This window comes from Pseudoxanthomonas sp. J31 (assembly GCF_000510725.1).
Lineage (GTDB): Bacteria > Pseudomonadota > Gammaproteobacteria > Xanthomonadales > Xanthomonadaceae > Pseudoxanthomonas.
Genome location: NZ_AZNZ01000003.1, coordinates 23756 through 47644, shown reverse-complemented (window position 1 = coordinate 47644; position 23889 = coordinate 23756). Strand labels below are relative to the sequence as shown.

The window sequence follows — 23889 nt, the reverse complement described above, 5'->3', positions numbered from 1 at the left end:
ATGCCGCCGCCGCGGACAGCGGCCGGGCGCCGCTGGCATCATGTCGCCCCCTCAGCAAGGAGTCCGGCCGCCATGGGCGTGGAGATCGAGCGCAAGTTCCTGCTGGCCGGCGACGGCTGGCGCCGGTCGGTGGAACGCACCCAGGCCATGGCCCAGGGCTACCTCAACGACCTGGACGTGCTGTCCGGCGGCATCCAGAAGGCCTCGATCCGGGTCCGGATCGAGGGCGAGGCGGCCTTCCTCAACATCAAGTCGGCCCAGTCCGGGCCGAGCCGGCTGGAGTTCGACTACCCGGTCCCGGTGGAGGACGCGCGCCAGCTGCTGGAGCTGTGCGTCGGCGGCCTGGTGCGCAAGCAGCGGCACTACGTGCGCCACGGCGGCCACCTGTGGGAGATCGACGAGTTCGAGGGCGAGAACGCCGGCCTGGTGGTGGCCGAGATCGAACTGGACGCGGTGGACGAGGCGTTCCAGCGCCCGGACTGGCTGGGCGCCGAGGTCACCGAGCTGCAGCGCTACTACAACCTGGCCCTGGCCGACCGCCCCTACAGCCAATGGAGCGAGGCCGAGCGCGCCGGCCCGGCCGCCGGCTGAGCCCTGCCGCGCCGCGATCGCGGCCTCCGCCCCGCATCTGCGACAATGCGCACCACGCGCATCCGCGCGTCCTGGAGTCCCCCGCATGCTGTTGATCGGCGTCGCCGGCACCGAACTGACCGCGCAGGAGCGCGACTGGCTGCAGCACGATGCGGTCGCCGGCGTGATCCTGTTCAAGCGCAACTTCGCCTCGCGCGCGCAGGTGGCCGAGCTGGCCGCCGCCATCCGCGAGGCGGCGCCGCGCCCGCAGCTGGTCTGCGTGGACCAGGAAGGCGGCCGCGTGCAGCGCTTCCGCGAGGGTTACAGCGACCTGCCGCCGCTGCAGCGGATCGGCGAGCTGTACGCGCGCGACCGCGAGGCCGCCCTGGCCCTGGCCGAGGAGCACGCCTGGCTGATGGCCAGCGAGATCCGCGCCAGCGGCGTGGACCTGAGCTTCGCCCCGGTGGCCGACCTGGGCCGCGGCAACCTCGCCATCGGCGACCGTGCCTTCGGCCCCGACCCGCAAGCGGTGGCCGAGCTGGTCCGCGCCTACGTGCGCGGCATGCACTCGGTGGGCATGGCCGCCACCCTCAAGCACTTCCCCGGGCACGGCACCGTGCTGGAGGACACCCACGTCGACCACGCGGTGGACCCGCGCCCGCTGCAGGCGCTGCGCGGCGAGGACCTGGTGCCGTTCGTCGCCGGGATCGAGGCCGGCGCCGACGCGGTGATGATGGCCCACGTGCAGTACCCGGCCATCGCCCCGGACCCGGCAGGCTATTCGCCGTTCTGGATCGGGCAGTTCCTGCGCGGCGAACTGGGCTTCCGCGGCGTGGTGTTCTCCGACGACATCGGCATGGCCGCCGCGCACGCCGCCGGCGGGGTGCGCGCCCGCGTGCTGGCGCACCTGGACGCCGGCTGCGACGTGGTCCTGGTCTGCCATCCCGAACTGGTCGCCGAATCGCTGCAGGCGGTGCGCGACCGCCCCCTCAACACCGCCGCGCTGCTGGGCCTGCTCGGCCGCGGCGCGCTGGGCTGGGACGGCCTGCTGGCCGACGCCCGCCATGCCGGCGCCCGCGCGCGCCTGCCCTCCTCCGCCGCCTGAGCGCCCACTTACCGCCCTCCTTCCTGTAGCCTGACCCGATGTCCACTCCGCTCATCATTTCCGAAGTCCTCGCCAAGTCCGACCTGCTGGTCGACCGGCCCACCATCGACGCGGCCATCGCCCGCATGGCCGACGAGATCGCCCGCGACTACATCGGCGACGTCCCGGCCGACCGCCTCGGCGACAGCTTCGTCCCGGTGTTCCTGACCGTGATGCACGGCGGCATGCTGTTCGCCGGCCAGCTCGCCTTGGAGCTGGGCAAGCGCGGCCTGGACCTGCAGTTCGATTACATGCATGCCACCCGCTACCGCGGCCAGAACCAGGGCGGCGAGCTGGTGTGGAAACACCGCCCGGCCACCTCGCTGTACGGCCGCCGGGTGCTGATCGCCGACGACATCCTCGACGAGGGCCAGACCCTGAAGGAAGTGCGCCGCTGGTGCATCGAGCAGGGCGCCACCGACGTGCGCATCGCCGCGCTGACGGTCAAGGACCACGACCGCTGCGTGGAGGGCGTGCGCGCCGACTACGCCGGCCTGCACCTGCCGGACCGCTACGTGTTCGGCTTCGGCATGGACTACTACGCGCAGGGCCGCAACCTGCCGGCCATCTACGCGCTGAAGGACTGAGCCGTGGCGCTGGACCTGGCCGTGATCGGCGGCACCGGCGTGTACCGCCTGGCCGCCCTGGAAGACGTCGAGTCGCGCAGCTTCCAAACCCCCTACGGCGCCCCGTCCGGGCCGGTCCGCATCGGCCGCCTGGGCGGTGCGCGGGTGGCCTTCCTCGCCCGCCACGGCGAAGGCCACGCGCTGCCGCCGCACCGGGTGAACTACCGCGCCAACCTGCATGCCCTGCACCAGGCCGGCGCGCGCCGGGTGCTGGCGCTGAACACCGTCGGCGGCATCACCGAGGCCTACGGGCCGCGCGTGCTGGCCTGCCCTGACCAGCTGATCGACTACACCTGGGGCCGCGCCTCCACCTTCTGGGACGGCGAAGGCGAGCCGCTGCACGTGGACTTCGGCCAGCCCTACAGCCCGCAACTGCGCGGCAAGGTGCTGGCGGCCGCGCGCGCGGCCGGGATCGAGGTCGTGGACGGCGGCTGCTACGGCGCCACCCAGGGGCCGCGCCTGGAGACCAATGCGGAAATCGCCCGCATGCGCCGCGACGGTTGCGACCTGGTCGGCATGACCGGGATGCCCGAGGCTGCGCTGGCCCGCGAGCTGGGCCTGGAGTACGCCTGCCTGGCGATCGTGGCCAACTGGGCGGCCGGCTGCGGCGACGCGGCGGAGATCACCCTGGAGGAAGTGCTGGAGAACGTGGCGGCCGCTTCGGCCGGGCTTCCGCAGCTGATCCAGGCGCTGTTGCAGGCCGGCTGATTCACGAAGTTACCGGTAACAAGCGAAACCTAATTGATCAAACTGATTGTCAGTTGGCCCCGGTATTTGCATACTCGCGCTCGCGACGGCAGTCGCATCTCCATCAAACGCAAGGATTACGCAGCATCATGGCCAACGGTACCGTCAAGTGGTTCAACGACGCCAAGGGATTTGGCTTTATCTCGCCGGAAGACGGGAGCGCGGATGTCTTCGCGCACTTTTCCGCGATCAACGCCAAGGGCTTCCGCTCGCTGAGGGAAGGCCAGCGCGTGAGCTACGAGGTCACCCAGGGCCCCAAGGGCGCCCAGGCGTCCAACATCACTCCGCTGGACTGATCCGCCCGGATCTCCAGGCAAAGGAAAAACCCCGTCTTCCGGCGGGGTTTTTTCATGCCCCGGGTCACGGCGGGGTGATCGTGACCTGGGCCGGGCGCGCCGCGCCGGTGCCGCGCAGCGCCGGCTGGTACATGTCCTCCACCTGCGGCGGCGGCACGGCATAGGTACCGGGGGTGACCGCGCGCACCAGGTAGTACAGCCGCGCGCGTCCGCCCTCGCCCAGCGAGATCGCCGCGACATAGCGGTCGTCGCGGTACTCCTCGTGGCGGATGTCGGCCTCGCCGGCGCGCCCGGACAGGGCGACGCCCTCGATGCTGATGCCTTCCCATTGCGCGGCGTCGCCAAGGTTGAGGTTCTCCGCCTCCAGCCCGGCCGGCAGCAGGTCGGTGACCAGCGCATCGGGCATGGGCTGCCCGGCTTCCACCGTCAGCCGCGCCACCAGCACCTGGCCCTCCTTCAGCGTGCCGCCGCTCCAGCGGCGGCCATCGGGCCAGAACCAGTCGCGGCTGATGCCGGCCACGCTGCGCTCCTCCGCCGGTGCCTGGCGCGGCACGCCGGCCACCTCGATGCTGGCGTAGTACGGGCCGCCCTCGGCCTGGAAGCGGGCGCCGGCAGCCAGTGCCACCGCGCCCAGGCTGCGCGCGAACACCGCCGCCTGTTCCACGGCCTGCACCTGGCCGCCAGCACGCCACTGCCCGGCGACCTTGCGCCCGTCGCCGGCCTGCAGGGCGCGGCCCAGGCGCGCGATCGCCATCTGCTCCTGGGTGCTCAGCCACAGGCGGCCGCTGCCGTCGGCCGCGCGCCTGGCCTGCAGCGCGCGCGCCACCTCCATCGCCCGCGCGTCGAACTTCGCGTCGGCGCGGTCGCGCTCGTGCAGCAGCGCGACCATCAGGGCGTCGTCGCGGATCGCGCTGCTGTAGTCGCCGGTCCAGCGCGGACGCTTGCGCGGATCCAGGGCGAAGCCGTCGGCAATCGCGGCATCGCCGCGGCGGACGTCGCCCTGCAGGGCCAGCGCCAGGCCCAGCTGCACCAGCGGCAGGCCGGTGAGGCTGCGTCCCTTCTCCTGGTCGTACAGCGCGCGCAGCGTGCCCAGCGGCGCGCGGTTGACCCGCGCCAGCACGTAGCCGGCATGGGCCCGGTAAGCGAAGCGCAGGTGCTCGCGGTGCTCGCGCCCGTAGAACTGCGGGTCGCCGGACAGCAGGTCCTCGGACAGGCGGTCCAGCGCCTTCTGCAAGGCGCCAGCCGGAACCACGAAGCCGGCCTCCCGCGCGTCGAGCAGAAACTCGGCGATGTACGGGGTCAGCGCCGGCTCGGCGCCGCCCTCCCCGCCCCACATCGAGAAGTGGCCACCGGCGGTCTGCATCGCCACCAGGCGCCCGATCGCGCCCTCCACCCGCGCGCGTCGCTGCTCGGCCGGCAGCGACGGCCCGCCCAGGCGGTCGGCGGTGCGCGGATCCATCAGCAGCGCGGCGTACCCCTTGCTGGTGGTTTGTTCTGCGCAGCCGTAGGGGTAGTCGAGCAGGCCCTGCAGGGCGCTGGCGTAGGGGATCGGCGGGCCCGCGCTGATGCGCAGGCGCAAGTCCACGGTATCCGGCAGCAGGCCTTCGGCCAGGGCCGGGTCCAGCACCAGCGTGGCGCCGTCCTCCAGCACCCGGGTCTGCGCGCGCAGCACCGCCGGCCAAGCCGGGCGCACCGGCAGCTCGTGGCGGCGGTCGACGCTGTAGCCGCCGCCGTCCACGCGCACGCGCACCCTGGCCACGGCGCTGCCCGGGCGCGCGTCGAGCGGGAATTCCAGGGTCGCCTTGGCGCCGTCCTCCAGGCGGATGCGGCGCTCGCCGTTGCCGACCTGCAGCGGGCCCTCGCCGTCCACCCGCACCCGGAACTCGCCGGCACTGCCGCTGAAGTTCTGCACGTCCAGGCTCAAGGTGCCGCGGTCGCCCGGGGCCAGCACCCGCGGCATGCCGGCCTCGGCCACCACCGGCGCGCGCACCAGTACCTCGGCGTCGCGCTTGCCGTAGTGGGCGTCGGCGTAGACCAGGGCCGAGACCCGCAGGGTGCCGTTGAAGTCCGGCAACGGCAGCGCGATCCGCGCGTTGCCGTTGGCGTCCAGCCGCACCGGGCCTGAGAACAGGTCCACGGTCTGCACCCGCGCCGTCGGCCGGCGCGCCTGCGGCAGCGCCACCAGGGCCATGTCGCCGCCGAAGCGCAGGCGTGCGGTGCCGCCCTCGTAGCTGCCGATCACCCGGCCGTAAACGTCGTAGGCGTCGGTGCCCAGGCGGCGCTGGCCGAAGAAGTGCGCGGCGGCGTCCGGCACCGGGAAGCGGGTGATGTTGATGATGCCGGCGTCCACCGCCGACACGGTCACGTGGGCCAGCTTGCCGGCCAGTTGCGGCACGCTGACCGTCACCGGCAGGTCCTGCTGCGGGCGGACCTGCTCCGGCACCCTCAGGCCGACGGCGACGCGCCGCTCGTCGCGGCGCATCGGCACGTGGACCACGCCCACCGCGCGCGCCGGGGCCACCAGCGCATCGGCCGCGGACGGGCGGAACACCAGCGCGGTGATGTAGACGTCGTGCCGCTCCCAGTCCTCCGTCACCGGGATCTCGAACGTCGCCGCGGCCTTGCCGGGCTGGCCACGCACCTCGATGTCGTGCACGTACAGCAGGCGGTCGCTCTCCACCAGCAGCACGCCGCGGCCGGCATGCGGCGGGGTGACGGTGACCTTGAGTGTGTCACCGGCACGGTAGGCAGTGCGGTCCAGGGCCAGCTTGACCTTGTCCGGGCGCGCGTCCGGGCCGCGGTTGTCGTCGCCCCAGCTCCAGCCGGCGTGGAATGGATAGCGCATGGTCAGGCCGGTGGCCGGGTCGAACACGTCGATCCGGTACTCGCCCCAGGCCACCGGCACCTCGAAGCGCACCGGGCCGGCGCCGGCGTCGAGGGTTCGGGTTTCCACGTTCTCGAAGCGGCGGGTGAAGTCGTAGTTCCAGCCACCCTCGTCGTCGTGGCGCCAGTGGTAGTCGCGCAGCTCGCGCACCAGGGTCAGCTGCAACCCTTTGCCCGGCTGCGGCCTGCCCTGCGCATCCACCCGCACCAGTTCGAAGCCGGCGTTGGCCTCGGCCGGGGCGCCCTCCTCCGGCTCGAACAGCGGGCGCACGCCGACCAGCGCCGGCGCCGGCCACAGCACGCGCTGCAGGCTGCGCGCGACCGGGCGCCCGCCGCTTTCGTGTACCTCGCCGAGCACGGTCACCTTCACCGGGGTCTTCGCGCGCGCCGCCTCCTCCGGCAACGCGAGCTCGGCCTCGAGGCGGCCCTGGGGATCGAACTGGGTGTCCAGCACCTCGCGCGGCCCGCCCGGCAGCTCGGCGGTGGCGTCGCCGAAGGCGTAGCCCGGCCAGCCGGCCACCGGCTCGCGCGCCACCGCCAGCGCCATGCGCGCGGTGAAGCGGTTGCCCGCCGCCGGCGCGCCGTACAAGTAGGCGGCCTCGGCACGCAGCCGCAGCGGCGCGCCCGGGGCCAGTGTGTCGCCGGCGCTGGCCGTGGCCAGGTCCAGCTTCAGGCGTTCGGGCAGGAATTCCTCGATGCGCAGGCTCATGCCCTGCACCGCCGGGCCCTCGGCCGGGTCGGTGCGGAACTCCACCTGCCAGCGCCCGGTCGGCGCGTCCTCCGGGATCGCCAGCTCGAAGGCGTAGTAGCCCTGCGTGCCGGGCTCCAGCCGGGTCTCGCGGAACACGCGCCCGTCCGGCTGCTTCAGGCGCAGGAACAGCGGCTGGCCACCATCCTTCGGCGCGGGCATGGCGCGGCCGTCGAAATCGCGCAGCAGCGCGGAGATGCGCAGGGTCTCGCCCGGCCGGTACAGGTCGCGGCCGGACCAGGCGAACACGTCGAACGGCGCCTGCGCGCGGCCGGCCACGGCGGACTCGGAAAGGTCCAGCGCCGGCTGGTTGAACGGCAGCAGCGACACGTCCTTGCCGCGCCGGGCCACCAGCACGTGGCCGGCGTCCAGGCGGTAGTCCAGCAGCGCGTTGCCGTTGCCATCGGTGGCCGACTTCAGCAGTGGCTGGCCCCTGGCGTCGAGCACGCGCAGTTCCACGCCCTTCAGCGGTGCGCCGTCGCGCAGCGAGGCGGTATGCACGTAGAGCCGGTCGCGGTAGGCACGCGCATGCAGGCCGATGTCGCTGACGGTGAAGAACGCGGTGTCGTAGGAATCCGAATAGCGGCCGACGCGGCGCATGACCGCGAAGTACAGGCCCGGCTGCTGCAGCTCGGCGATGTCCTGCACCGGCAGGTGGCTCACCACCCGCTCGTTGCGTCCGCCGCCGAGCACGAAGCGGTTGAGGTAGGCCGGCTCGGCCAGCTCGCGCAGCGGGGTGCCGTCACCGTAGTCGCGGTCCAGCTCCCAGCCGCCGCGGCGGCCGCCGCGCTGGAACTGGGCGAAGAAGCGCGGCAGCGCGTCCTCGCGCACGCGCAGGAATTCCACGTCGACCTCGTCCACGTTGACCGACACCACCGGCAGGCCGCGGCTTTCGCGCGCCGGCAGCACGCTGCCCTGCGAGGCGAAGCCGGCCACCGGCTCCAGTTCGCCGGTGTGGATGGCCTGCTCCAGCGGCGGCTCCAGGCGGCTGCCGTCGGCGGCCAGCAGCGCGCCGGCGAGGGTCACGGTGTAGTCGCGCGCCGCCTCGACGAAGGGATAGCGCAGCACCTTGCCGTCGTCGGACAGGGTCCAGCCGCTGCCGTCGCGGCCATTGCCGGCCGGCTCCACCTTCAGCAGGGCGTCGAAGTCCTGGGTGCCGACCAACGGCCGGGAGAACTCCAGGGCCAGGGCCAGGCGGCCCTCGTGCTGGTCGGCCCAGGCGCGGACCAGGGCGAAACCGGCCGGCGCCTCGCGCTCGGCCTGCAGCTTCTCGCCGCTGGCCCGGGGCAGCTGGCCACCGGGATCACGCCCGCATCCGGAAGCCAGCAGCGCCGCCAGCACGACCACCATCGCCGCGAACGCGCCGCAGCGGCGCATGCCCCTGTTCCCCATACATCCTCCCGTGGCAGATGCCCCGGAGTATAGGCGGGCGCCGGGGCCGTGGCTCAGCGCGGCTGGCGCCGCGCCAGCACTCCGGCAACCGCTGCAAACAGGCGGTGCATGTCCAGCGGCTGCGGCAGGACCTCGAGCACCGCACCCTCCGGCACCACCGAACGGTCGAACTTCTCGTCCTCGCCGACCAGGATCGCCGGGCCGCGGTAGCCGGACTCGTACATGGTCGACAGCAGGGCGGTGGCCGGGAACAGCGCGATGCTGTTGTCCACCACCACCACGTCCGGCTCGCCGGATTCGGCGAACGAACGCAGGGCCGCGGCGCCGTCGCTGGCCAGCTGCGGGGCGTAGCCCTGGCTGGCCAGGGCGTTGCCCAGCAGCGACAGGCGGGTACCGTCGCGGAACACGATCAGGATGCGCTCGCCCTGCCCCGGCACCACCGGTGCCATGCGGGTCTCCTCCTCCGCGGCCTCCGAAGGCAGCGGCAGCCGCACCTCGAAGCGCGTGCCCACGCCCGGGGTGCTGCTCACCCCGATGCTGCCGCCCATGCCCTCGACGATGCGCCGGCACGAGACCAGGCCCAGGCCAGTGCCGTCGCTCTTGGTGGTGAAGAACGGGGTGAACAGCTGCTCCAGGGTGCGCTGGTCCATGCCCACGCCGGTGTCGCTGACGCTCAGCACCACCTGCTCGCCGTCCACCGCCGCCGCCAATTCCAGCCGTCCGCCATTGGGCATGGCCTGCACCGCGTTGAGGCACAGGTTGAGCAGGCACTGCTGCAGCTCGGTGTAGTTGCCGTGCAGTTCCACCGCGGGGTCCTCGAGCTCCTGCTCGAACTGCACGGTGCGCGGCAGGCTGCCCTTGAGCAGCAGCGCCACGGCGTGGAACAGGTCGGCCACGCGGAAGCGCTCGCTGGCCCGGCGCGAGCCGCGCACGAAGGACAGCATGGACTCGGCCATCTCGTGGCCACGGCGGCCGCACTCGGCCACCACCGCGGCCAGCTGCTTCAGGCGCGGGTCGTCGCTGCGCTGGGCGATCAGGTCCGGGACGATCAGCAACGGCTGCAGGATGTTGCGCAGGTCGTGGCTGAGGCCGGCGGCCAGCAGCGACAGGCTCTCCAGGCGCTGGGTGCGCATCAGTTCGCGCTCGGCGCGCTGGCGCTCGGCCTCGGTGCGCGCCTCGCGCAGGGCGCGCTCCACCGCCGCCGGCAGGCGCGCGCTGCTGTGCTTGAGGATGTAGTCGCTGGCGCCCTCGCGCAGGGCGGCCACGGCCACGTCCTCGCCGATGGTGCCGGAGACGAAGATGAAGGGCACCCGCGGCGAGTGCTCGCGCACGATCTGCAGGGCGACGTGCCCGGAGAAGCCGGGCATGCTCAGGTCCGACAACACGATGTCCGGCTTGAACCCGGCCAGCGCCTCGCGCAGGCCCTCCTCGTCCTCGACCCGCAGGTACTCGGCGTTGAGGTGCGCGTCCTCCAGCTGGAAGCGGATCAGCTCCGCATCCTCGGGAGAGTCCTCGATGAACAGGACCCTGACCTTGGCGTCGCGGCTTATGGCACGCAGCGGCATCGGCTCAACCTTCGATATCCGGCGTGGCGTTGATGACCGCCCAGAACTGGCCCAGCGTCTTGACCGCGCCGAAGAACTGGTCGATGTCCACGGGCTTGACCACGTAGGCATTGACGCCCAGGTCCCAGCTGCGCGCCAGGTCGCTCTCCTCGCGCGAGGACGACAGGATCACCACCGGAAGGCGGCGCAGCTTGTCGTTGGCGCGGATACGCTGCAGCACCTCCAGCCCGTCCATGCGCGGCATCTTGATGTCCAGCAGCAGCACCGCCGGGTTCTCGTCGGGGCGGTCGGCGTACTTGCCGGTGCGCTCCAGGTACTCCATCGCCTCGACCCCGTCCTCCACGTGGACGATCGGATTGGCGAGGTTGGCTTCGCGCAGGGCGTCGATCGCCATTTCGGCGTCGGCTGCGCTGTCTTCGGCCAGCAGGATGGTGCGGATGGCGCTCATGCGTTGAAGCTCCCGGACGTCGTGGAATCCTGCGCGGGCAGGATGAAGTGGAAGGTAGCACCCTTGCCGGGCTCGGATTCGGCCCAGATGCGGCCGCCATGGCGGCCCAGCACGCGGCGCACGCTGGCCAGGCCGATGCCCGTTCCGGGGTATTCGCTGGCCTTGTGCAGGCGCTGGAACACGCCGAACAGCTTGGCGGCGTAGGCCATGTCGAAGCCCACGCCATTGTCGCGCACGGTGAACAGGTGATCGCCGTCGGCAGTCCGCTCGTAGCCAACCTCGATCACCGCCGGCTCGCTGTGGGCCGAATACTTGACCGCGTTGCCCAACAGGTTCAGCCACAGCTGGCGCATCATGTTCTCGTCGGCGACCACGATCGGCAGCGGCGCGACGCGCCACTCGATCCGGTGCGCGGCCCGCCCGCTCTCCTCGGCGTCGACCGCGCTGCCGGTGTCCAGCACCGCCCGGGTCTCCTCCACCAGCGACTGCATGTCCACCGCCTGCAGCTTCAGCGCGCTGCGGCCCAGGCGCGAGTACACCAGCAGGTCGTCGATCAGCGAGGACATGCGCCGCGCCGAGCTGCTGATCACGTCGAGGTAGTGGCGGCCGCGGTCGTCCAGCGAATCGCCCATGTGGCGGGCCAGCTTGTCGGCGAAGCCGGCCACGTGCCGCAGCGGCGCGCGCAGGTCGTGCGAGACCGAGTAGCTGAAGGCCTCCAGCTCGCGGTTGACCTCCGAGACCTGCTCGACCTTGCCTTCCAGCTGGCGGTTGAGGTCGGCGATGCGCTGCTGCGCCGCCTTCTGCGCGGTGATGTCGCTGACGGTCATCAGCACCACGTCGTCGGCGCGGTCCGGCAGATGCATGCGGCGCGCGTTGATCAGCATGGTGCGGGTCTGGCCGTCGGCGGTGCGCTGCACGTGTTCGTAGTCCCACAGCTCGCGGTCGCGGCTGAGCACGTCGGCCAGGCGTTGCAGCACCACCGGGTCGTCCCAGGCGCCGCTGCCCACCTCCTGCAGGCGCACGTGCGCGGCGTCCGTGCCGGCGGGCTGGCCGTACAGCTCGGAAAACGCGGCGTTGTGCATCAGCACCCGCTGCTGGCCGTCCAGCAGCACGATCGGCTCGCGCACGGTCTGCAGCACCGCCAGCGCGCGGGCGCTGGCGCGCGCCAGGGCCTCCTCCGAGGCCGTGCGCCGCGCCTCCTGGCGGTACAGCATCCAGAACACGCCACCGGTCAGCAGGACCTGCACCAGCAGGGCCACGAACGCCAGCCAGCGCGCGCGGTCGCGCTGGGAGTCGGCGTACGCCGAGCGCTCCGACAGCAGGGTGTACTCGTTCTGGATGAATTCCGCGAACAGGTCGCGGATCTGGTAGCGGCCGTACATCTCGTCGATCGCGCCGAGCCGCTGCGCCTCCTCGGCCGGCGCGTCGACCAGGCCGCGCACCAGCTCCAGGCGCTGCCGGATAAGGGTGCGCAGGCGCCCGATCAGCTGCTGCTGGTCGGGGTTGTCGCGGGTCAGCTCGGCCAGGCGCTCCAGCGCCGGATCCAGTTCGGCCAGGTCCAGCGCCAGGCGCCGCCGCAGCTGCGGGCTGTCGGCGCCGCTGCTGATGGCGAAGGCCAGGGAATCGATCTCGCGGACCAGGGCGTGCAGGCGCTGGCTGCTGGCCTCCACCTGCAGGCTGTGCTGCACGTGGCGGTCGGCGTCATCGCTGTAGTTGGTCCACTCCCGGACCAGCAGGAACGGCACCAGCAGGATCAGCAAGGCCGCAGAAACCAGCAGCGGCAGGCGCCAGCGGATGTACCTGGGTGGGATAGCTCCCGGCAAGTTCCAACTCCCTGTTCGCGGCCAACACCGTGAGACGCTCCCGATGATGCGGCCAAATCGGGGCATTGTTAAGGCCCGCGTGAACGCGGCATGCAAAAAGGCCGGCTTGGCAGCCGGCCTTTCCTGGAAGCTGGTGGGCGGTGCAGGGATCGAACCTGCGACCCTTGCCGTGTGAAGGCAATGCTCTACCGCTGAGCTAACCGCCCGGGTTTTCCTCCGCACCAGTCGGTGCGGGCTGCGCATGTTAAAGGGGCGTCGCGGAAAGGTCAACGGTTTTCGCGCCGGCTTCGTCCCGCGGCATCTGCCGGGTCGATCCGCGCGCGGTGGCTCGTGCGCGTTGGCCATCCGGCCGGGGCATCCATCCATCGCCCTGCCCCGGAGCCGGACAGCCACCACGGCGCCGTCGCACGGAGCCGGGCGCGGCCGGGACACACCGTGCCTGGTTGCGGTCGCACGCTGGCCTGCCCGATGGCGGCACGGCCCGCGCGACGGTCCGGTGCCGTGGCCGCGCCTAGCCGGGCAGCTTCCACTGTGGTTCCACCGCGCGCATCAGCCCGCCGATCCAGTCGGCGAAGGCGCGCACCGTCGGCGACAGGTGGCGGTTCTGCGGATACATCAGCGACAAGGGCACGGTCGGCGCCTTCAGTTCCGGCAACACCCGCCGCAGGCGCCCGCTGCGCAGGTGCGGGACCACCATGTAGCTGGCCGCCCGGACCAGCCCCAGGCCTTCCAGCCCGCAGGCGACGTAGGCATCGGTGTCGTCGACGGTGATGTCCTCGCGCAGCTGCGCCGCGTACTCCTCGCCGTCGACCACCAGGCTCCAGTGCGTGCGGCGGCCGCTGCGGCCGGACAGGAAGCCGACCGCCCGGTGCTGGCGCAGGTCTTCCAGCGAGCGCGGTTCGCCGTACCGCTCCAGGTAGGCCGGCGCGGCGCAGATGACCCACTCGAACCCGGCGATCCGGCGCGCCACGAGCGTGGCCGAATCCCGGGGCACGCCGGCGCGGACCACGCAGTCCACGCCCTCCTGGACGAGGTCGACGGTGCGGTCGCCGAGGGTCAGGGTCAGCTCGACCTCCGGATAGGCGTCCTGGAAGGTCCGGATCGCAGGCAGCACGAACAGCCGGGCGAACGACGGGGTCATGTCCACCCGCAGCCGACCCCGCGGCCGCCCGGCGCTGCCCGGGAACGAGGCTTCCACCGCCTCGATCTCGGCCAGCAGGCGCCGGCAATGGTCGTAGTAGAGGCTGCCGTCGGGGGTCAGGCTGAGGTGCCGGGTGGTGCGCTGGAGCAGGCGCACGCCGAGGTAGTTCTCCAGCTCCTTGACCGCGCGCGTGACCGAGGAAGGCGGAAGCGCCAGGCTGTCGGCCGCCTTGCTGAAGCTGTTGGCCTCGACCACCCGGGCGAACACCTGCATGGCCTGAAGTCGATCCATTCCTCTCCCTCCTCTGCCTGCCGTGCGCCGCGCCGGACGCGCCGGTGGAATGCTAGAACTCCGCCGTTTCCGGGTCGGGCCCCAGGCGTCCGTCGGCGCGGTCCAGCGCCGCCATGCGCGCCAGGTCCTCCTCGTCGAGCGCGAAGTCCCCGATCCGGAAGTTCTCCTCGATGCGCGCCGGACGCGCCGATTTGGAGACCACCAGCAGGCCGTTGTCCAGGTGCCAGCGCAGGACCACCTGGGCCGGGGTCCTGCCGTGCTTGGCCGCCAGTGCCCGGACCACCTGATCGTCGAGCGGCGAGGCCGGGCCGTCCTTCCACACGCCCAGCGGGCTCCAGGACTGGGTGGCGATCCCGGCTTCCCGGTGGAACCGCCGCAGCGCCCGCTGCTGGAAGTACGGATGCAGCTCGACCTGGTTCAACACCGGCACCACCCCGGTCTCGCCGATCAGGCGCTGCAGCTGCGGGATGGCGAAATTGCACACGCCGATGGCGCGCACGCGCCCCTCCTCGCGCAGCCGGACCATCGCCCGCCAGGTATCGACGTAGGCATTGCGGATCCGCGAGGGCCAGTGCATCAGGTACAGGTCGACGTAGTCCAGGCCGAGCCGGTGCAGGCTGGCGTCGAACGCGCGCAGGGTCTGGTCGTAGCCGTGGTGCGTGTTCCAGACCTTGGTCGCCACCATGACCTGGTCCCGTGCCACGCCCGAGGCGCGGATGCCTTCGCCCACGCCTTCCTCGTTGTAGTAGGCCTCGGCGGTGTCGATCAGCCGGTAGCCGGTGCGCAAGGCGTGGGCAACCAGGGCGGCGCTGGCATCCGGCTCGACCTGCCATACCCCGTAGCCCAGCTGCGGGATACCCATGCCCTCGCCCGTGGGTTGGACGGAAAAGCTCATGTCCGCGGAACCATGTTCGGAAAGTGGGGACCGAGCATAGCCGGCGCCTGCGCAACGATTATTGCCGTGCGTGGAACCCGGTATTCGCGCGCGCGGCGCGGTGCGGCAAATGCCGCTGCGCGCGCGCCTGCGCCGATAATTCCACGCAAGGCAACACAGAAAGCCCGGCCGGCGCCTGTATCGGCGCGTCCCGCGCCCGGAGACTTTGCGCCCCTCTCCCGCGCAGAGCCATGCCATGTCCACCATCCCCCAACGCCGGACGGTCCTGTGGGCCGCAGCCTCCATACTGGTCGCCAGTGGCGCAGCCGCGGCCCTGCTGGGCAGCCGCGCGCAGCCCGGCCCGGCCCCTGCCCCGCCGATTGTGCAGGTGCAGACCGTCGCCACCCGGCGCGTCACCGACTGGGCGGAATATTCGGGCCGCCTGGAGGCAGTCGGGCAGGTGGAAATCCGCCCGCGGGTCGCAGGCACCCTGCTGGGCGTGCATTTCCACGACGGCCAGCAGGTCCGCGAGGGCGACCTGCTGTACACGATCGACCCGGAGCCGTTCGAGGTCGAGGCCAGGCGCGCGGCGGCGGCGCTGGCCCAGGCCCGGGACCGCCAGCGCTTCACCGTCCTGGAACTGGAACGCGGGCGGCGCCTGCTGGAGGCAAACACCATTTCCCGGCGCGAGTTCGACGCGCTGGAGAACGCGGCGCGCGAGGCCGCCTCGGCGGCGCAGGCGGCGCGGGCCGCGGCCGACCGCGCCCGCCTGGACGTGGACTACACCCTCATCCGCGCGCCCATCAGCGGCCGCATCTCGCGCTCGGAGGTGACCGCCGGCAACGTGGTCAAGGCCGGCGGCGATGCCGCCCCGCTGACCTCCATCGTCACCCTCGATCCGATCTACGCCTCGTTCAACGTCGACGAGCAGACCCTGCTGCGCTACCTGGACGCGCGCAAGGGCACCCGGCCGCTGCGGGTGCAGGTCGGCCTGGCCGGCGAGGAAGGCCATCCGCACGCCGGCAGGCTGCATTCGCTGGACAACCAGCTGGACACGCGCTCGGGCACGATCCGCGTGCGCGCGGTGCTGGACAACCCCGACGGGCGCATGATTCCCGGCCTGCAGGCCCGGGTCCGACTGCAGGCCAGCGAGCCCTACCTGGCGGTGCTGGTCGACGAGGCCGCGATCGGGACCGACCAGGACCGCCGTTTCGTGCTGGTGGTCGGCCGGGACGGCCGGGTCGAGTACCGCCAGATCGAACTGGGCAGCCGCCAGGGCGGCCTCCGCGTGGTGCGCAGCGGCCTGGCGCCGGGCGACCAGGTGATCGTCGAGGGCGCGCAGCGGGTACGCCCGGGCGACCTCGTCGCCGCCGTGCCGGCTCCGCCGCGCGAGGGAGGGCCGCTGCGATGAACCTGTCGCGCTTCTTCATCGACCGGCCGATCTTCGCCGGGGTGGTCTCGGCGCTGATCTTCATCGCCGGCGCCATCGCCATGTTCCAGCTGCCGGTCTCGGAGTATCCGCAGGTGGTACCGCCCTCGGTCATGGTGCAGGCGCAGTATCCCGGCGCCAACGCCACAACCCTCGCCGAGACCGTCGCCGCGCCGATCGAGGAATCCGTCAACGGCGTGGAGAACATGCTGTACATGCAGTCGCTGGCCAACGCGGACGGCAACCTGTTCCTCACCGTCACCTTCAGGCTGGGCACCGATCCGGACCAGGCCCTGCAATGGGTGCGCAACCGGGTCGAGCAGGCCGTGCCACGCCTGCCGGAGGAAGTGCAGCGGCTGGGCGTCACCACGACCAAGATCTCGCCCAACATCACCCTGGCGGTGCACCTGCTGTCCCCGGACGGGCGCTACGACGCCAATTACCTGAGCAACTATGCGATCCGGAACGTGCGCGACCGGCTGGCGCGGATCGACGGCGTGGGCCAGGTCAACCTGTGGGGCCCGGGCGCCTACGCGATGCGCGTGTGGCTGGATCCGGACGCGGTCGCCGCGCGCGGGCTGACCGCGGCCGAGGTGGTGGCCGCGATCCGCGAGCAGAACACCCAGGCGGCGGTGGGCAGCATCGGCGCGGCGCCGGTGCCCGAGGGAACGCCGTTCCAGATGTCGGTCAGCGCCGAAGGCCGGCTGCGCACGCCGGAGGAGTTCGGCGGCATCGTGCTGCGCGCAGGTCACGACGGCCGCACCACCCTGTTGCGCGACGTCGCCCGGATCGAGATGGCGGCGCAGGAATACGGCGTGCGCGCCTACCTCGGCACGGAACCGGCGGTGCCGCTGGCGATCATGGAGGCCCCCGGCGCCAACGCGCTGGACATCGCCGCCAACGTCAGGACGACGATGGAGGAGCTCAAGCGCCAGTTCCCCGAAGGCCTGGACTACGTGATCGTCTACAACCCTACCCGCTCGGTGCAGGCCAGCATCGATGCGGTGGTGCGGACGCTGTTCGAGGCCATCGTCCTGGTGGTGGTCGTGGTGTTCCTGTTCCTGCAGACCTGGCGCGCCTCGATCATCCCGCTGCTCGCGGTGCCGGTGTCGATCGTCGGCACGATGGCCTGCCTGTACCTGTTCGGCTTCTCGATCAACGCGCTGAGCCTGTTCGGCCTGGTGCTGGCGATCGGCATCGTGGTCGACGACGCGATCGTGGTGGTGGAGAACGTCGAGCGCAACATCGCGACGGGCCTCGCCCCCCGCGAGGCGACCTACCGGGCCATGCGCGAGGTCAGCGGCCCGATCATCGCCATCGCCCTGACCTTGGCGGCGGTGTTCGTCCCGCTGGCCTTCCTGTCTGGGCTGACCGGCCGCTTCTACCAGCAGTTCGCGGTGACCATTGCCGTGTCCACGGTGCTGTCGGCGATCAACTCGCTGACCCTGTCGCCGGCGCTGTCGGCGCTGCTGCTGAGGCCGCATGGCGCGCAGGCGGACTGGCTGACGCGGGCCATGCACCGGGTCTTCGGCGGCTTCTTCGCCCGCTTCAACCGCGTCTTCGACCGCGGTGCGGAACGCTACGGCCACGGCGTGGCGCGCCTGGCCGGACGCAAGACCGTGGTGATGGCGGTGTACGGCGTGCTGCTGCTGGCCACCGCCGCGCTGGGCAAGGCGGTCCCCGGCGGCTTCGTCCCGGCCCAGGACAAGGAGTACCTGATCAGCTTCGTGCAGCTTCCGGCCGGCTCCACCCTGGACCGCACCGACGAAGTGCTGGCGCGGATGACCGACATCGCCCTGGCCGAGCCGGGCGTGGCTTCGACCTCGTCCTACGCCGGGCTGTCGATCAACGGCACCACCACCAGCCCCAGCTCCGGCCTGGGCTTCATCCTGCTGGAGCCGTTCGAGCGGCGCAAAGGCCTGGGCGCCGACGCCATCGCCGCCTCGCTCAACGCCAAGTACGCCGGCCTGGAGAAATCCACCTTCGCCGGGGTGTTCCCGGCCCCGCCGGTGATGGGCATCGGCTCGATGGGCGGGTTCAAGCTGCAGCTGGAGGACCGCGGCAACCTGGGCTACGACGCCCTGCACGCGGCGACCCGCGAGTTCATCGCCGAGGCGGCGAAGGAGCCGGAGCTGACGCCACTGTTCTCCACCTACCAGATCAACGTGCCGCAGCTGCGCGTGGACGTGGACCGGATCAAGGCCAAGCAGCTGGGCATCGCGGTCACGGAGGTGTTCCAGACCCTGCAGGTGTACCTGGGCTCGTTCTACGTCAACGACTTCAACCTGTTCGGGCGCGTCTACCAAGTGCGCGCCCAGGCCGACGCGCCGCACCGCGCACACCCGGAGGACGTGCTGCAGCTGAAGACGCGCGCGGCCGACGGCCAGATGGTGCCGCTGGCGGCCTTCGCCCGGGTCGGGCAGGCCTACGGCCCGGAGCTGGTCACGCGCTACAACGGCTACACCGCGGCGGACCTCAGCGGAGCCCCGGCCGCGGGCTACTCCTCGTCGCAGGCGATGGCCGCGATCGAGCGCGTGGCCGCGCGCACCCTGCCGCCGGGCATCGGCTTCGAGTGGACCGACCTGACCTACCAGCAGATCATCGCCGGCAACAGCGCGCTGTGGATCTTCCCGCTGTGCGTGCTGCTGGTGCTGCTGGTGCTTGCGGCCCAGTACGAAAGCCTGACCCTGCCGCTGGCGGTGGTGCTGATCGTTCCGATGAGCGTGCTGTCGGCGCTGGCCGGCGTGTGGCTGACCGGCGGCGACAACAACATCTTCACCCAGATCGGCCTGATTGTGCTGGTCGGCCTGGCGTCGAAGAACGCGATCCTGATCGTGGAATTCGCGCGCGAGCTGGAGATGGCAGGGCACGGCACGCTCGACGCCGTGCTCGAGGCCTGCCGGCTGCGCCTGCGCCCGATCCTGATGACCTCGCTGGCCTTCATCATGGGCGTGGTGCCGCTGGTGTTCGCGCACGGCGCGGGCGCGGAGATGCGCCAGGCCATGGGCATCTCCGTGTTCTTCGGGATGCTGGGCGTGACCCTGTTCGGGCTGTTCCTGACCCCGGTGTTCTACCTGGCCATGCGCCGGCTCTCCGGGCGCCCGCTGCATTCGGCGGCCCGCCACGACGCGCCGCGGCTGCCCGTGCATGGCCACCCCACCGACGCCGGCGGCGGGCGGTGAGGCATGGCCCGCCGCGCGCAGGCCGGATCGGCGGCGCCTGCTCAGCGGCTCTTGCTGGAGCGCAGCGCGGCCAGCCGCGGCGGCGGGCCGAAGCTGCGCGGGTCGGCATCGGCCCAGAATGCGCGGAACACCGCATGCGACGGGGTGCCGTGCAGCAGCTCGCCCGGTTCCAGGAAGTGGTACAGCGCGGCCAGCGAGCGGATCTCGGTCGGCGACACCCGACGCAGGATGTGCTCCGGGCCCAGCTCGGATGGATGGTTGAGCCCGGCCGCGCACAACAGGTCGCGCAGCGCGCGCACGGTGTTGAGATGGAACTGGTAGACCCGGGTGGCCTTGTCCTGCGGGTCCAGGTTGCGCCAGCGGCGCGGGTCCTGGGTGGCGATGCCGGTCGGGCAGCGGTCGGTGTGGCAGCTCAGCGACTGGATGCAGCCCAGGGCGAACATGAAGGCGCGGCCGGCGTTGCACCAGTCCGCGCCCATGGCCAGGGTGCGGGCGATGTCGAACGCGCTGGTGATCCGCCCTGCCCCGGCCAGGCGGATGCGCTGGCGCAGGCCCAGCCCGACCAGGGTGTTGTGCACCAGCATCAGGCCCTCGTGCATGGGCACGCCGATGTGGTCCATGAACTCCACCGGCGCCGCGCCGGTGCCGCCCTCGGCGCCGTCGACCACGATGAAGTCCGGCAGCAGGCCGCTTTCGTGCATCGCCTTGGCGACGGCGAACCATTCCCAGGGATGGCCGATGGCCAGCTTGAAGCCCACCGGCTTGCCGCCTGAAAGTTCGCGCAGCCTGGCCACGAACTGCAACAGGCCCAGCGGGGTGTCGAACTCCGGATGGCTGGAAGGCGAGACGCAGTCGGCGCCCATCGGCACGCCGCGGGTGGCGGCGATCTCGGCGCTGACCTTGGCCGCCGGCAGCACCCCGCCGTGGCCGGGCTTGGCGCCCTGCGACAGCTTGACCTCGATCATCCTCACCTGCGGCCGCGCCGCCTGCTCGGCGAAGCGCTCCGGGTCGAAGCGGCCGTTGCCATCACGGCAGCCGAAGTAGCCCGAGCCCAGCTCCCAGACCAGGTCGCCGCCCGGCTCCAGGTGGTAGGGGGAGATCGAGCCCTCGCCGGTGTCGTGGTAGAAGCCGCCGCGGCGGGCGCCCTCGTTGAGCGCGCGGATCGCGTTGGCCGACAGCGAGCCGAAGCTCATCGCCGAGATGTTGAACACGCTGGCCCGGTACGGCTGGGCCGCGTCCGGGCCGACGGTGATGCGGAAGTCGTGGTCGGCGATCCTGGTCGGCGCCAGCGAGTGGTTGATCCACTCGTAGTCGGTGGCGTAGGCGTCCTGCAGGGTGCCGAACGGCACCACGTCCATCACGTTCTTGGCGCGCCGGTACACCAGCGCCCGCTGCTGGCGCGAGAACGGCACCTCGTCGGTATCGGCCTCGACGAAGTACTGGCGGATCTCCGGCCCGACCGATTCCAGCCCGTAGCGGAACCAGGCCAGCAGCGGATAGTTGCGGCGCAGGGTGCTGCGCTTCTGCAGCAGGTCGAGGGTGCCGAGCGCGACCAGCACCAGGCCGATGGCCGCGCCCCAGCCCCAGGAGGGCCAGCGCAGGGCCAGCGGGATCGAAACCAGCAGCAGGACCCAGGCGCCGGCGTAGCCGAGATAGCGGTGCATCGTGCCTCCTCGCGGGACGGAGCCCCGAGTCTAGCCAGACGCGCGCCGTGGCGTGGGCTACAGGCGCGCGTCCACCGCCTCGCGCGGCCACACCGACTTGACGTCGTACACCACTGCGCCGGGCCGTCCCAGCGCACGCACGCGCGCCGCGTCCCAGTCGCGGAACTGGGCATGGGCTACCGCCAGCACGATGGCGTCGTAGGCGCCCTGCTCCGGTGCCTCGCGCAGCGGCGCGCCCAGCGCGGCGGATTCGCCCGGGTCGGCCCAGGGATCGACCGCATCGACCCGGGCCCCGGCCGCACCAAGCTCCCGCACCAGGTCCAGCGCGCGGCTGTTGCGCAGGTCCGGGCAGTTCTCCTTGAAGGTCACGCCCAGCACCAGCACGCGCGAACCGGCCGGCTCGCGCCCGCGCCCGCGCAGCAGCCCCAGCACCCTGGATACCACGTGCCCGACCACGCGCTCGTTGACCTCGCGCGCGGTGTGGATCAGCTCCGGATGGAAGCCGGCGCTGCGCGACTTGTGCAGCAGGTAGTACGGATCCACGCCGATGCAGTGGCCACCGACCAGGCCCGGCCGGAACGGCAGGAAGTTCCACTTGGTGCCGGCCGCCTCCAGCACGTCGCCGGTATCGATGCCCAGGCGGTCGAACACCAGGGCCAGTTCGTTGACCAGGGCGATGTTGACGTCGCGCTGGATGTTCTCCACCACCTTGGCGGCCTCGGCCACCCGGATCGACGGCGCCGGCCAGGTGCCGGCGGTGATGATCGAGCGGTACAACTCGTCCACCGCGCGCGCGGCGGCCGGGTGCGAGCCGGAAGTGATCTTGCGGATGTCGGCAAGGCGCCGGTGGTGGTCGCCGGGGCTCACCCGCTCGGGGCTGTAGCCGCAGCTGAAGTCCACGTTGAAGCGCAGCCCGGAGCCGGCCTCCAGGATCGGCACGCAGATCTCCTCGGTGGTGCCCGGATACACCGTGGATTCGTAGATCACCAGGTCGCCCGGCTTCAGCGCCGCGGCCACCAGCGCGGTGGCCTGGCGCAGCGGCTCCAGGTCCGGCTCGTGGAAGGCGTCGATCGGGGTGGGCACGGCGACGATGTGGATCGCGCATTCGCGCAGCGCGGCCGGGTCGGAGGCCAGCTCCAGGCCGGTGGCGGCGGCCAGCGCCTGCGGATCCATCTCGCGCGTGCGGTCGTGCCCGGCGCGCAGCTCGGCCACGCGGGTGGCGTCGACGTCGAAGCCGGTCACCTGCCGCCGCGAGGCGAACGCCACCGCCAGGGGAAGGCCCACGTAGCCCAGTCCAATGACCGCGATCCTGGCATCCCGGGCGGGGAGCGGTACCTCGATGTCGGTGGCCTGCATGTGCCTCCAGCAGCAATGTGGTGTGGTGCCCGGGGCGGGACTCGAACCCGCAAGGCCTCGCGGCCGGAAGATTTTAAGTCTCCTGTGTCTACCTGTTTCACCACCCGGGCGGGCAGTCCGCGGCGCGCGCCGCCGGCGCATTGTGCCATTGGCGGAGGGTCCGCCGCGGCGGGCTCCGCTAGAATGGCCCACCACCCGCGGCACGACGCGGGTCACGGGGAGGAGCAGTGCGCGCCAGGATCGAGGATGTCGCCGCCGCCGCGGGCGTTTCCATGAAGACGGTCTCGCGGGTGTTCAACCGCGAGCCCAACGTCCGCGAGGAAACCCGGTTGCGGGTCGAGGAAGCCGCGCGGCAGCTGAACTACCGCCCCAACACCTCCGCCCGCAGCCTCGCCGGCCGGCGCTCGTACCTGGTCTCGCTGCTGTACGACAACCCCTCGCCCAGCTACATCATGGAAGTGATCGAGGGCGTGCTGGCGGCCTGCGAGCAGTCGCACTACGGGCTGACCCTGCGCCCGGTCGACTTCGGCCAGCGCGGCCACGTCGAGTCGGTGGAAACGCTGATCAGCCAGTACCGTCCCGACGGCCTGATCCTCACCCCGCCGCTGACCGACGATGCCGCCCTGGTCAGGCGCCTGCGCGAGCTCAACGTGCGCTACGCCACGATCTCGGCCAAGCGCGACGGCGGCGGCATCGGCGCCACCCTGGACGAACGCGCGGCGGCGGCGGACATGATGGCCCATGTCGTCGCCCTCGGGCACCGCCGCATCGGCCACATCGCCGGCCACCGCAGCCATGGCGGCCGCGCCTGGCGCCTGGCCGGCTACCTCGACGGCCTGCGCCAGGCCGGGATCGAACCGGACCCGGACCTGGTGGTGGAAGGCGAGTTCTCGTTCGAGTCCGGCATCGCCGGCGCGCGCCAGCTGCTGGACATGGCCGACCCGCCCACCGCGATCTTCGCCGCCAACGACGACACCGCCTGCGGCGTGCTGTACGAGGCGGCCGCGCGCGGCCTGCGGGTGCCGGAGCAGCTGTCGGTATTCGGCTTCGACGACACCCCGATCTCGCGCCAGGTCTGGCCCAGCCTCACCACGGTGCGCCAGCCCAGCCGGGAAATGGGCCGGATCGCCGCCCAGCAGCTGATCGCGGCGATCGACGGCCACGGTCCGGCGCACATGGTGCGGGTGCCGTACCAGCTGCAGATCCGCCACTCCACCGGCCCCGCCCCGCGCCGCTGAGCGCCGGCGGAAGCCGGAAACGACAAGGCCCCGCTCTGGCGGGGCCTTTGTCTTGCCGGCCGCTCGGGGCGGCTGGCGGATTGGAGCGGGAAACGGGACTCGAACCCGCGACCTCAACCTTGGCAAGGTTGCGCTCTACCAACTGAGCTATTCCCGCATGAGTTTTTCGCCGGTACCGATGGAGGCCTGGGTCGGAATTGAACCGGCGTACGCGGATTTGCAGTCCGCTGCATAACCACTCTGCCACCAGGCCGGTGACCGGTACCGCCGGCAGCCGGGCCGCCGGAACCCCTCAAAACAAAACCCCGTCTCCGGGGCTTGTCGAGCCGCCGCTCGCCCTCGATGGAGGGCTTGCCACGACCATCGAACTGGAGCGGGAAACGGGACTCGAACCCGCGACCTCAACCTTGGCAAGGTTGCGCTCTACCAACTGAGCTATTCCCGCTTGGGAGACGCGCATTTTAGGGTTTTC

The 23889-nt window shown here is 71.8% G+C and carries 16 protein-coding genes and 5 tRNA genes; 8 read left to right on the top strand and 13 right to left on the bottom strand.

Annotation, left to right across the window (positions count from 1 at the left end; genetic code table 11):
- Positions 1-72: 72 nt before the first annotated feature.
- The 5 genes from PSEJ31_RS0105900 to PSEJ31_RS0105880 all read left to right on the top strand — a co-directional run bounded on the left by PSEJ31_RS0105900 (position 73) and on the right by PSEJ31_RS0105880 (position 3383).
- On the top strand, positions 73-591 hold the full coding sequence (locus PSEJ31_RS0105900; protein WP_019399361.1) for a CYTH domain-containing protein: 519 nt from the start codon (positions 73-75) through the stop codon (positions 589-591).
- A gap of 85 nt (positions 592-676) precedes the next feature.
- Positions 677-1675, top strand: a complete 999-nt coding sequence (gene nagZ, locus PSEJ31_RS0105895; RefSeq protein WP_019399362.1) for a beta-N-acetylhexosaminidase — start codon at positions 677-679, stop codon at positions 1673-1675.
- Positions 1676-1713: 38 nt separating this feature from the next.
- On the top strand, positions 1714-2301 hold the full coding sequence (locus PSEJ31_RS0105890) for a hypoxanthine-guanine phosphoribosyltransferase (RefSeq protein ID WP_019399363.1): 588 nt from the start codon (positions 1714-1716) through the stop codon (positions 2299-2301).
- A 15-nt stretch (positions 2302-2316) separates the two neighbouring features.
- Positions 2317-3048: an S-methyl-5'-thioinosine phosphorylase gene (locus PSEJ31_RS0105885; protein ID WP_037034694.1), complete on the top strand. Its 732-nt coding sequence runs from the start codon at positions 2317-2319 to the stop codon at positions 3046-3048.
- 128 nt (positions 3049-3176) lie between these two features.
- Positions 3177-3383 carry a cold-shock protein gene (locus PSEJ31_RS0105880; RefSeq protein WP_013535008.1) on the top strand — a complete coding sequence of 69 codons (207 nt, stop codon included), beginning with the start codon at positions 3177-3179 and terminating at the stop codon, positions 3381-3383.
- Between the two features lie 64 nt (positions 3384-3447).
- Here the strand turns inward: PSEJ31_RS0105880 and PSEJ31_RS0105875 are convergent, their stop codons facing one another.
- The 7 genes from PSEJ31_RS0105875 to PSEJ31_RS0105845 form a co-directional block, all read right to left on the bottom strand.
- Positions 3448-8391, bottom strand: coding sequence for an alpha-2-macroglobulin (locus tag PSEJ31_RS0105875; RefSeq protein ID WP_156924929.1), 4944 nt, complete (start codon positions 8389-8391; stop codon positions 3448-3450).
- 68 nt (positions 8392-8459) lie between these two features.
- Positions 8460-9971, bottom strand: a complete 1512-nt coding sequence (locus PSEJ31_RS0105870; protein ID WP_028914918.1) for an ATP-binding protein — start codon at positions 9969-9971, stop codon at positions 8460-8462.
- A gap of 4 nt (positions 9972-9975) precedes the next feature.
- Positions 9976-10419: a response regulator gene (locus tag PSEJ31_RS0105865; protein WP_019399367.1), complete on the bottom strand. Its 444-nt coding sequence runs from the start codon at positions 10417-10419 to the stop codon at positions 9976-9978.
- The gene (locus PSEJ31_RS0105860; protein WP_198015030.1) at positions 10416-12179 is read right to left on the bottom strand and encodes an ATP-binding protein; all 1764 of its coding nucleotides are present in this window, start codon (positions 12177-12179) and stop codon (positions 10416-10418) included. The genes PSEJ31_RS0105865 and PSEJ31_RS0105860 overlap by 4 nt, the downstream gene beginning before the upstream one ends.
- A gap of 194 nt (positions 12180-12373) precedes the next feature.
- Positions 12374-12448, bottom strand: a tRNA-Val gene (locus tag PSEJ31_RS0105855).
- 305 nt (positions 12449-12753) lie between these two features.
- Positions 12754-13674: a LysR family transcriptional regulator gene (locus tag PSEJ31_RS0105850; RefSeq protein ID WP_028914916.1), complete on the bottom strand. Its 921-nt coding sequence runs from the start codon at positions 13672-13674 to the stop codon at positions 12754-12756.
- 52 nt (positions 13675-13726) lie between these two features.
- Positions 13727-14569: an aldo/keto reductase gene (locus PSEJ31_RS0105845; RefSeq protein WP_028914915.1), complete on the bottom strand. Its 843-nt coding sequence runs from the start codon at positions 14567-14569 to the stop codon at positions 13727-13729.
- A gap of 235 nt (positions 14570-14804) precedes the next feature.
- Here PSEJ31_RS0105845 and PSEJ31_RS0105840 point away from each other — a divergent pair, with 235 nt between their 5' ends.
- Both PSEJ31_RS0105840 and PSEJ31_RS0105835 read left to right on the top strand, forming a co-directional pair.
- Positions 14805-15959, top strand: a complete 1155-nt coding sequence (locus PSEJ31_RS0105840) for an efflux RND transporter periplasmic adaptor subunit (RefSeq protein ID WP_028914914.1) — start codon at positions 14805-14807, stop codon at positions 15957-15959.
- A complete protein-coding gene (locus PSEJ31_RS0105835; protein WP_028914913.1) occupies positions 15956-19159 on the top strand; it encodes a multidrug efflux RND transporter permease subunit in 3204 nt (1067 codons plus the stop codon). Before PSEJ31_RS0105840 ends, PSEJ31_RS0105835 begins: the two co-directional genes overlap by 4 nt.
- Before the next feature lie 41 nt (positions 19160-19200).
- Here PSEJ31_RS0105835 and PSEJ31_RS0105830 read toward each other — a convergent pair whose 3' ends face one another.
- The 3 genes from PSEJ31_RS0105830 to PSEJ31_RS0105820 all read right to left on the bottom strand — a co-directional run bounded on the left by PSEJ31_RS0105830 (position 19201) and on the right by PSEJ31_RS0105820 (position 22289).
- A complete protein-coding gene (locus tag PSEJ31_RS0105830) occupies positions 19201-20823 on the bottom strand; it encodes an FMN-binding glutamate synthase family protein (RefSeq protein WP_028914912.1) in 1623 nt (540 codons plus the stop codon).
- Between the two features lie 57 nt (positions 20824-20880).
- The gene (locus PSEJ31_RS0105825) at positions 20881-22179 is read right to left on the bottom strand and encodes a nucleotide sugar dehydrogenase (RefSeq protein WP_019399374.1); all 1299 of its coding nucleotides are present in this window, start codon (positions 22177-22179) and stop codon (positions 20881-20883) included.
- Positions 22180-22202: 23 nt separating this feature from the next.
- Positions 22203-22289, bottom strand: a tRNA-Leu gene (locus PSEJ31_RS0105820).
- A 117-nt stretch (positions 22290-22406) separates the two neighbouring features.
- Here PSEJ31_RS0105820 and PSEJ31_RS0105815 point away from each other — a divergent pair.
- A complete protein-coding gene (locus PSEJ31_RS0105815; RefSeq protein ID WP_026010684.1) occupies positions 22407-23417 on the top strand; it encodes a LacI family DNA-binding transcriptional regulator in 1011 nt (336 codons plus the stop codon).
- An 81-nt stretch (positions 23418-23498) separates the two neighbouring features.
- On the opposite strand, the gene PSEJ31_RS0105810 is transcribed toward PSEJ31_RS0105815, so the two are convergent.
- From PSEJ31_RS0105810 to PSEJ31_RS0105800, 3 genes are all read right to left on the bottom strand, one after another.
- Positions 23499-23574: transfer RNA gene (locus tag PSEJ31_RS0105810), tRNA-Gly, on the bottom strand.
- A gap of 22 nt (positions 23575-23596) precedes the next feature.
- Positions 23597-23670: transfer RNA gene (locus PSEJ31_RS0105805), tRNA-Cys, on the bottom strand.
- A gap of 116 nt (positions 23671-23786) precedes the next feature.
- Positions 23787-23862 (bottom strand) — tRNA-Gly (locus tag PSEJ31_RS0105800).
- Between the last annotated feature and the right edge of the window lie 27 nt (positions 23863-23889).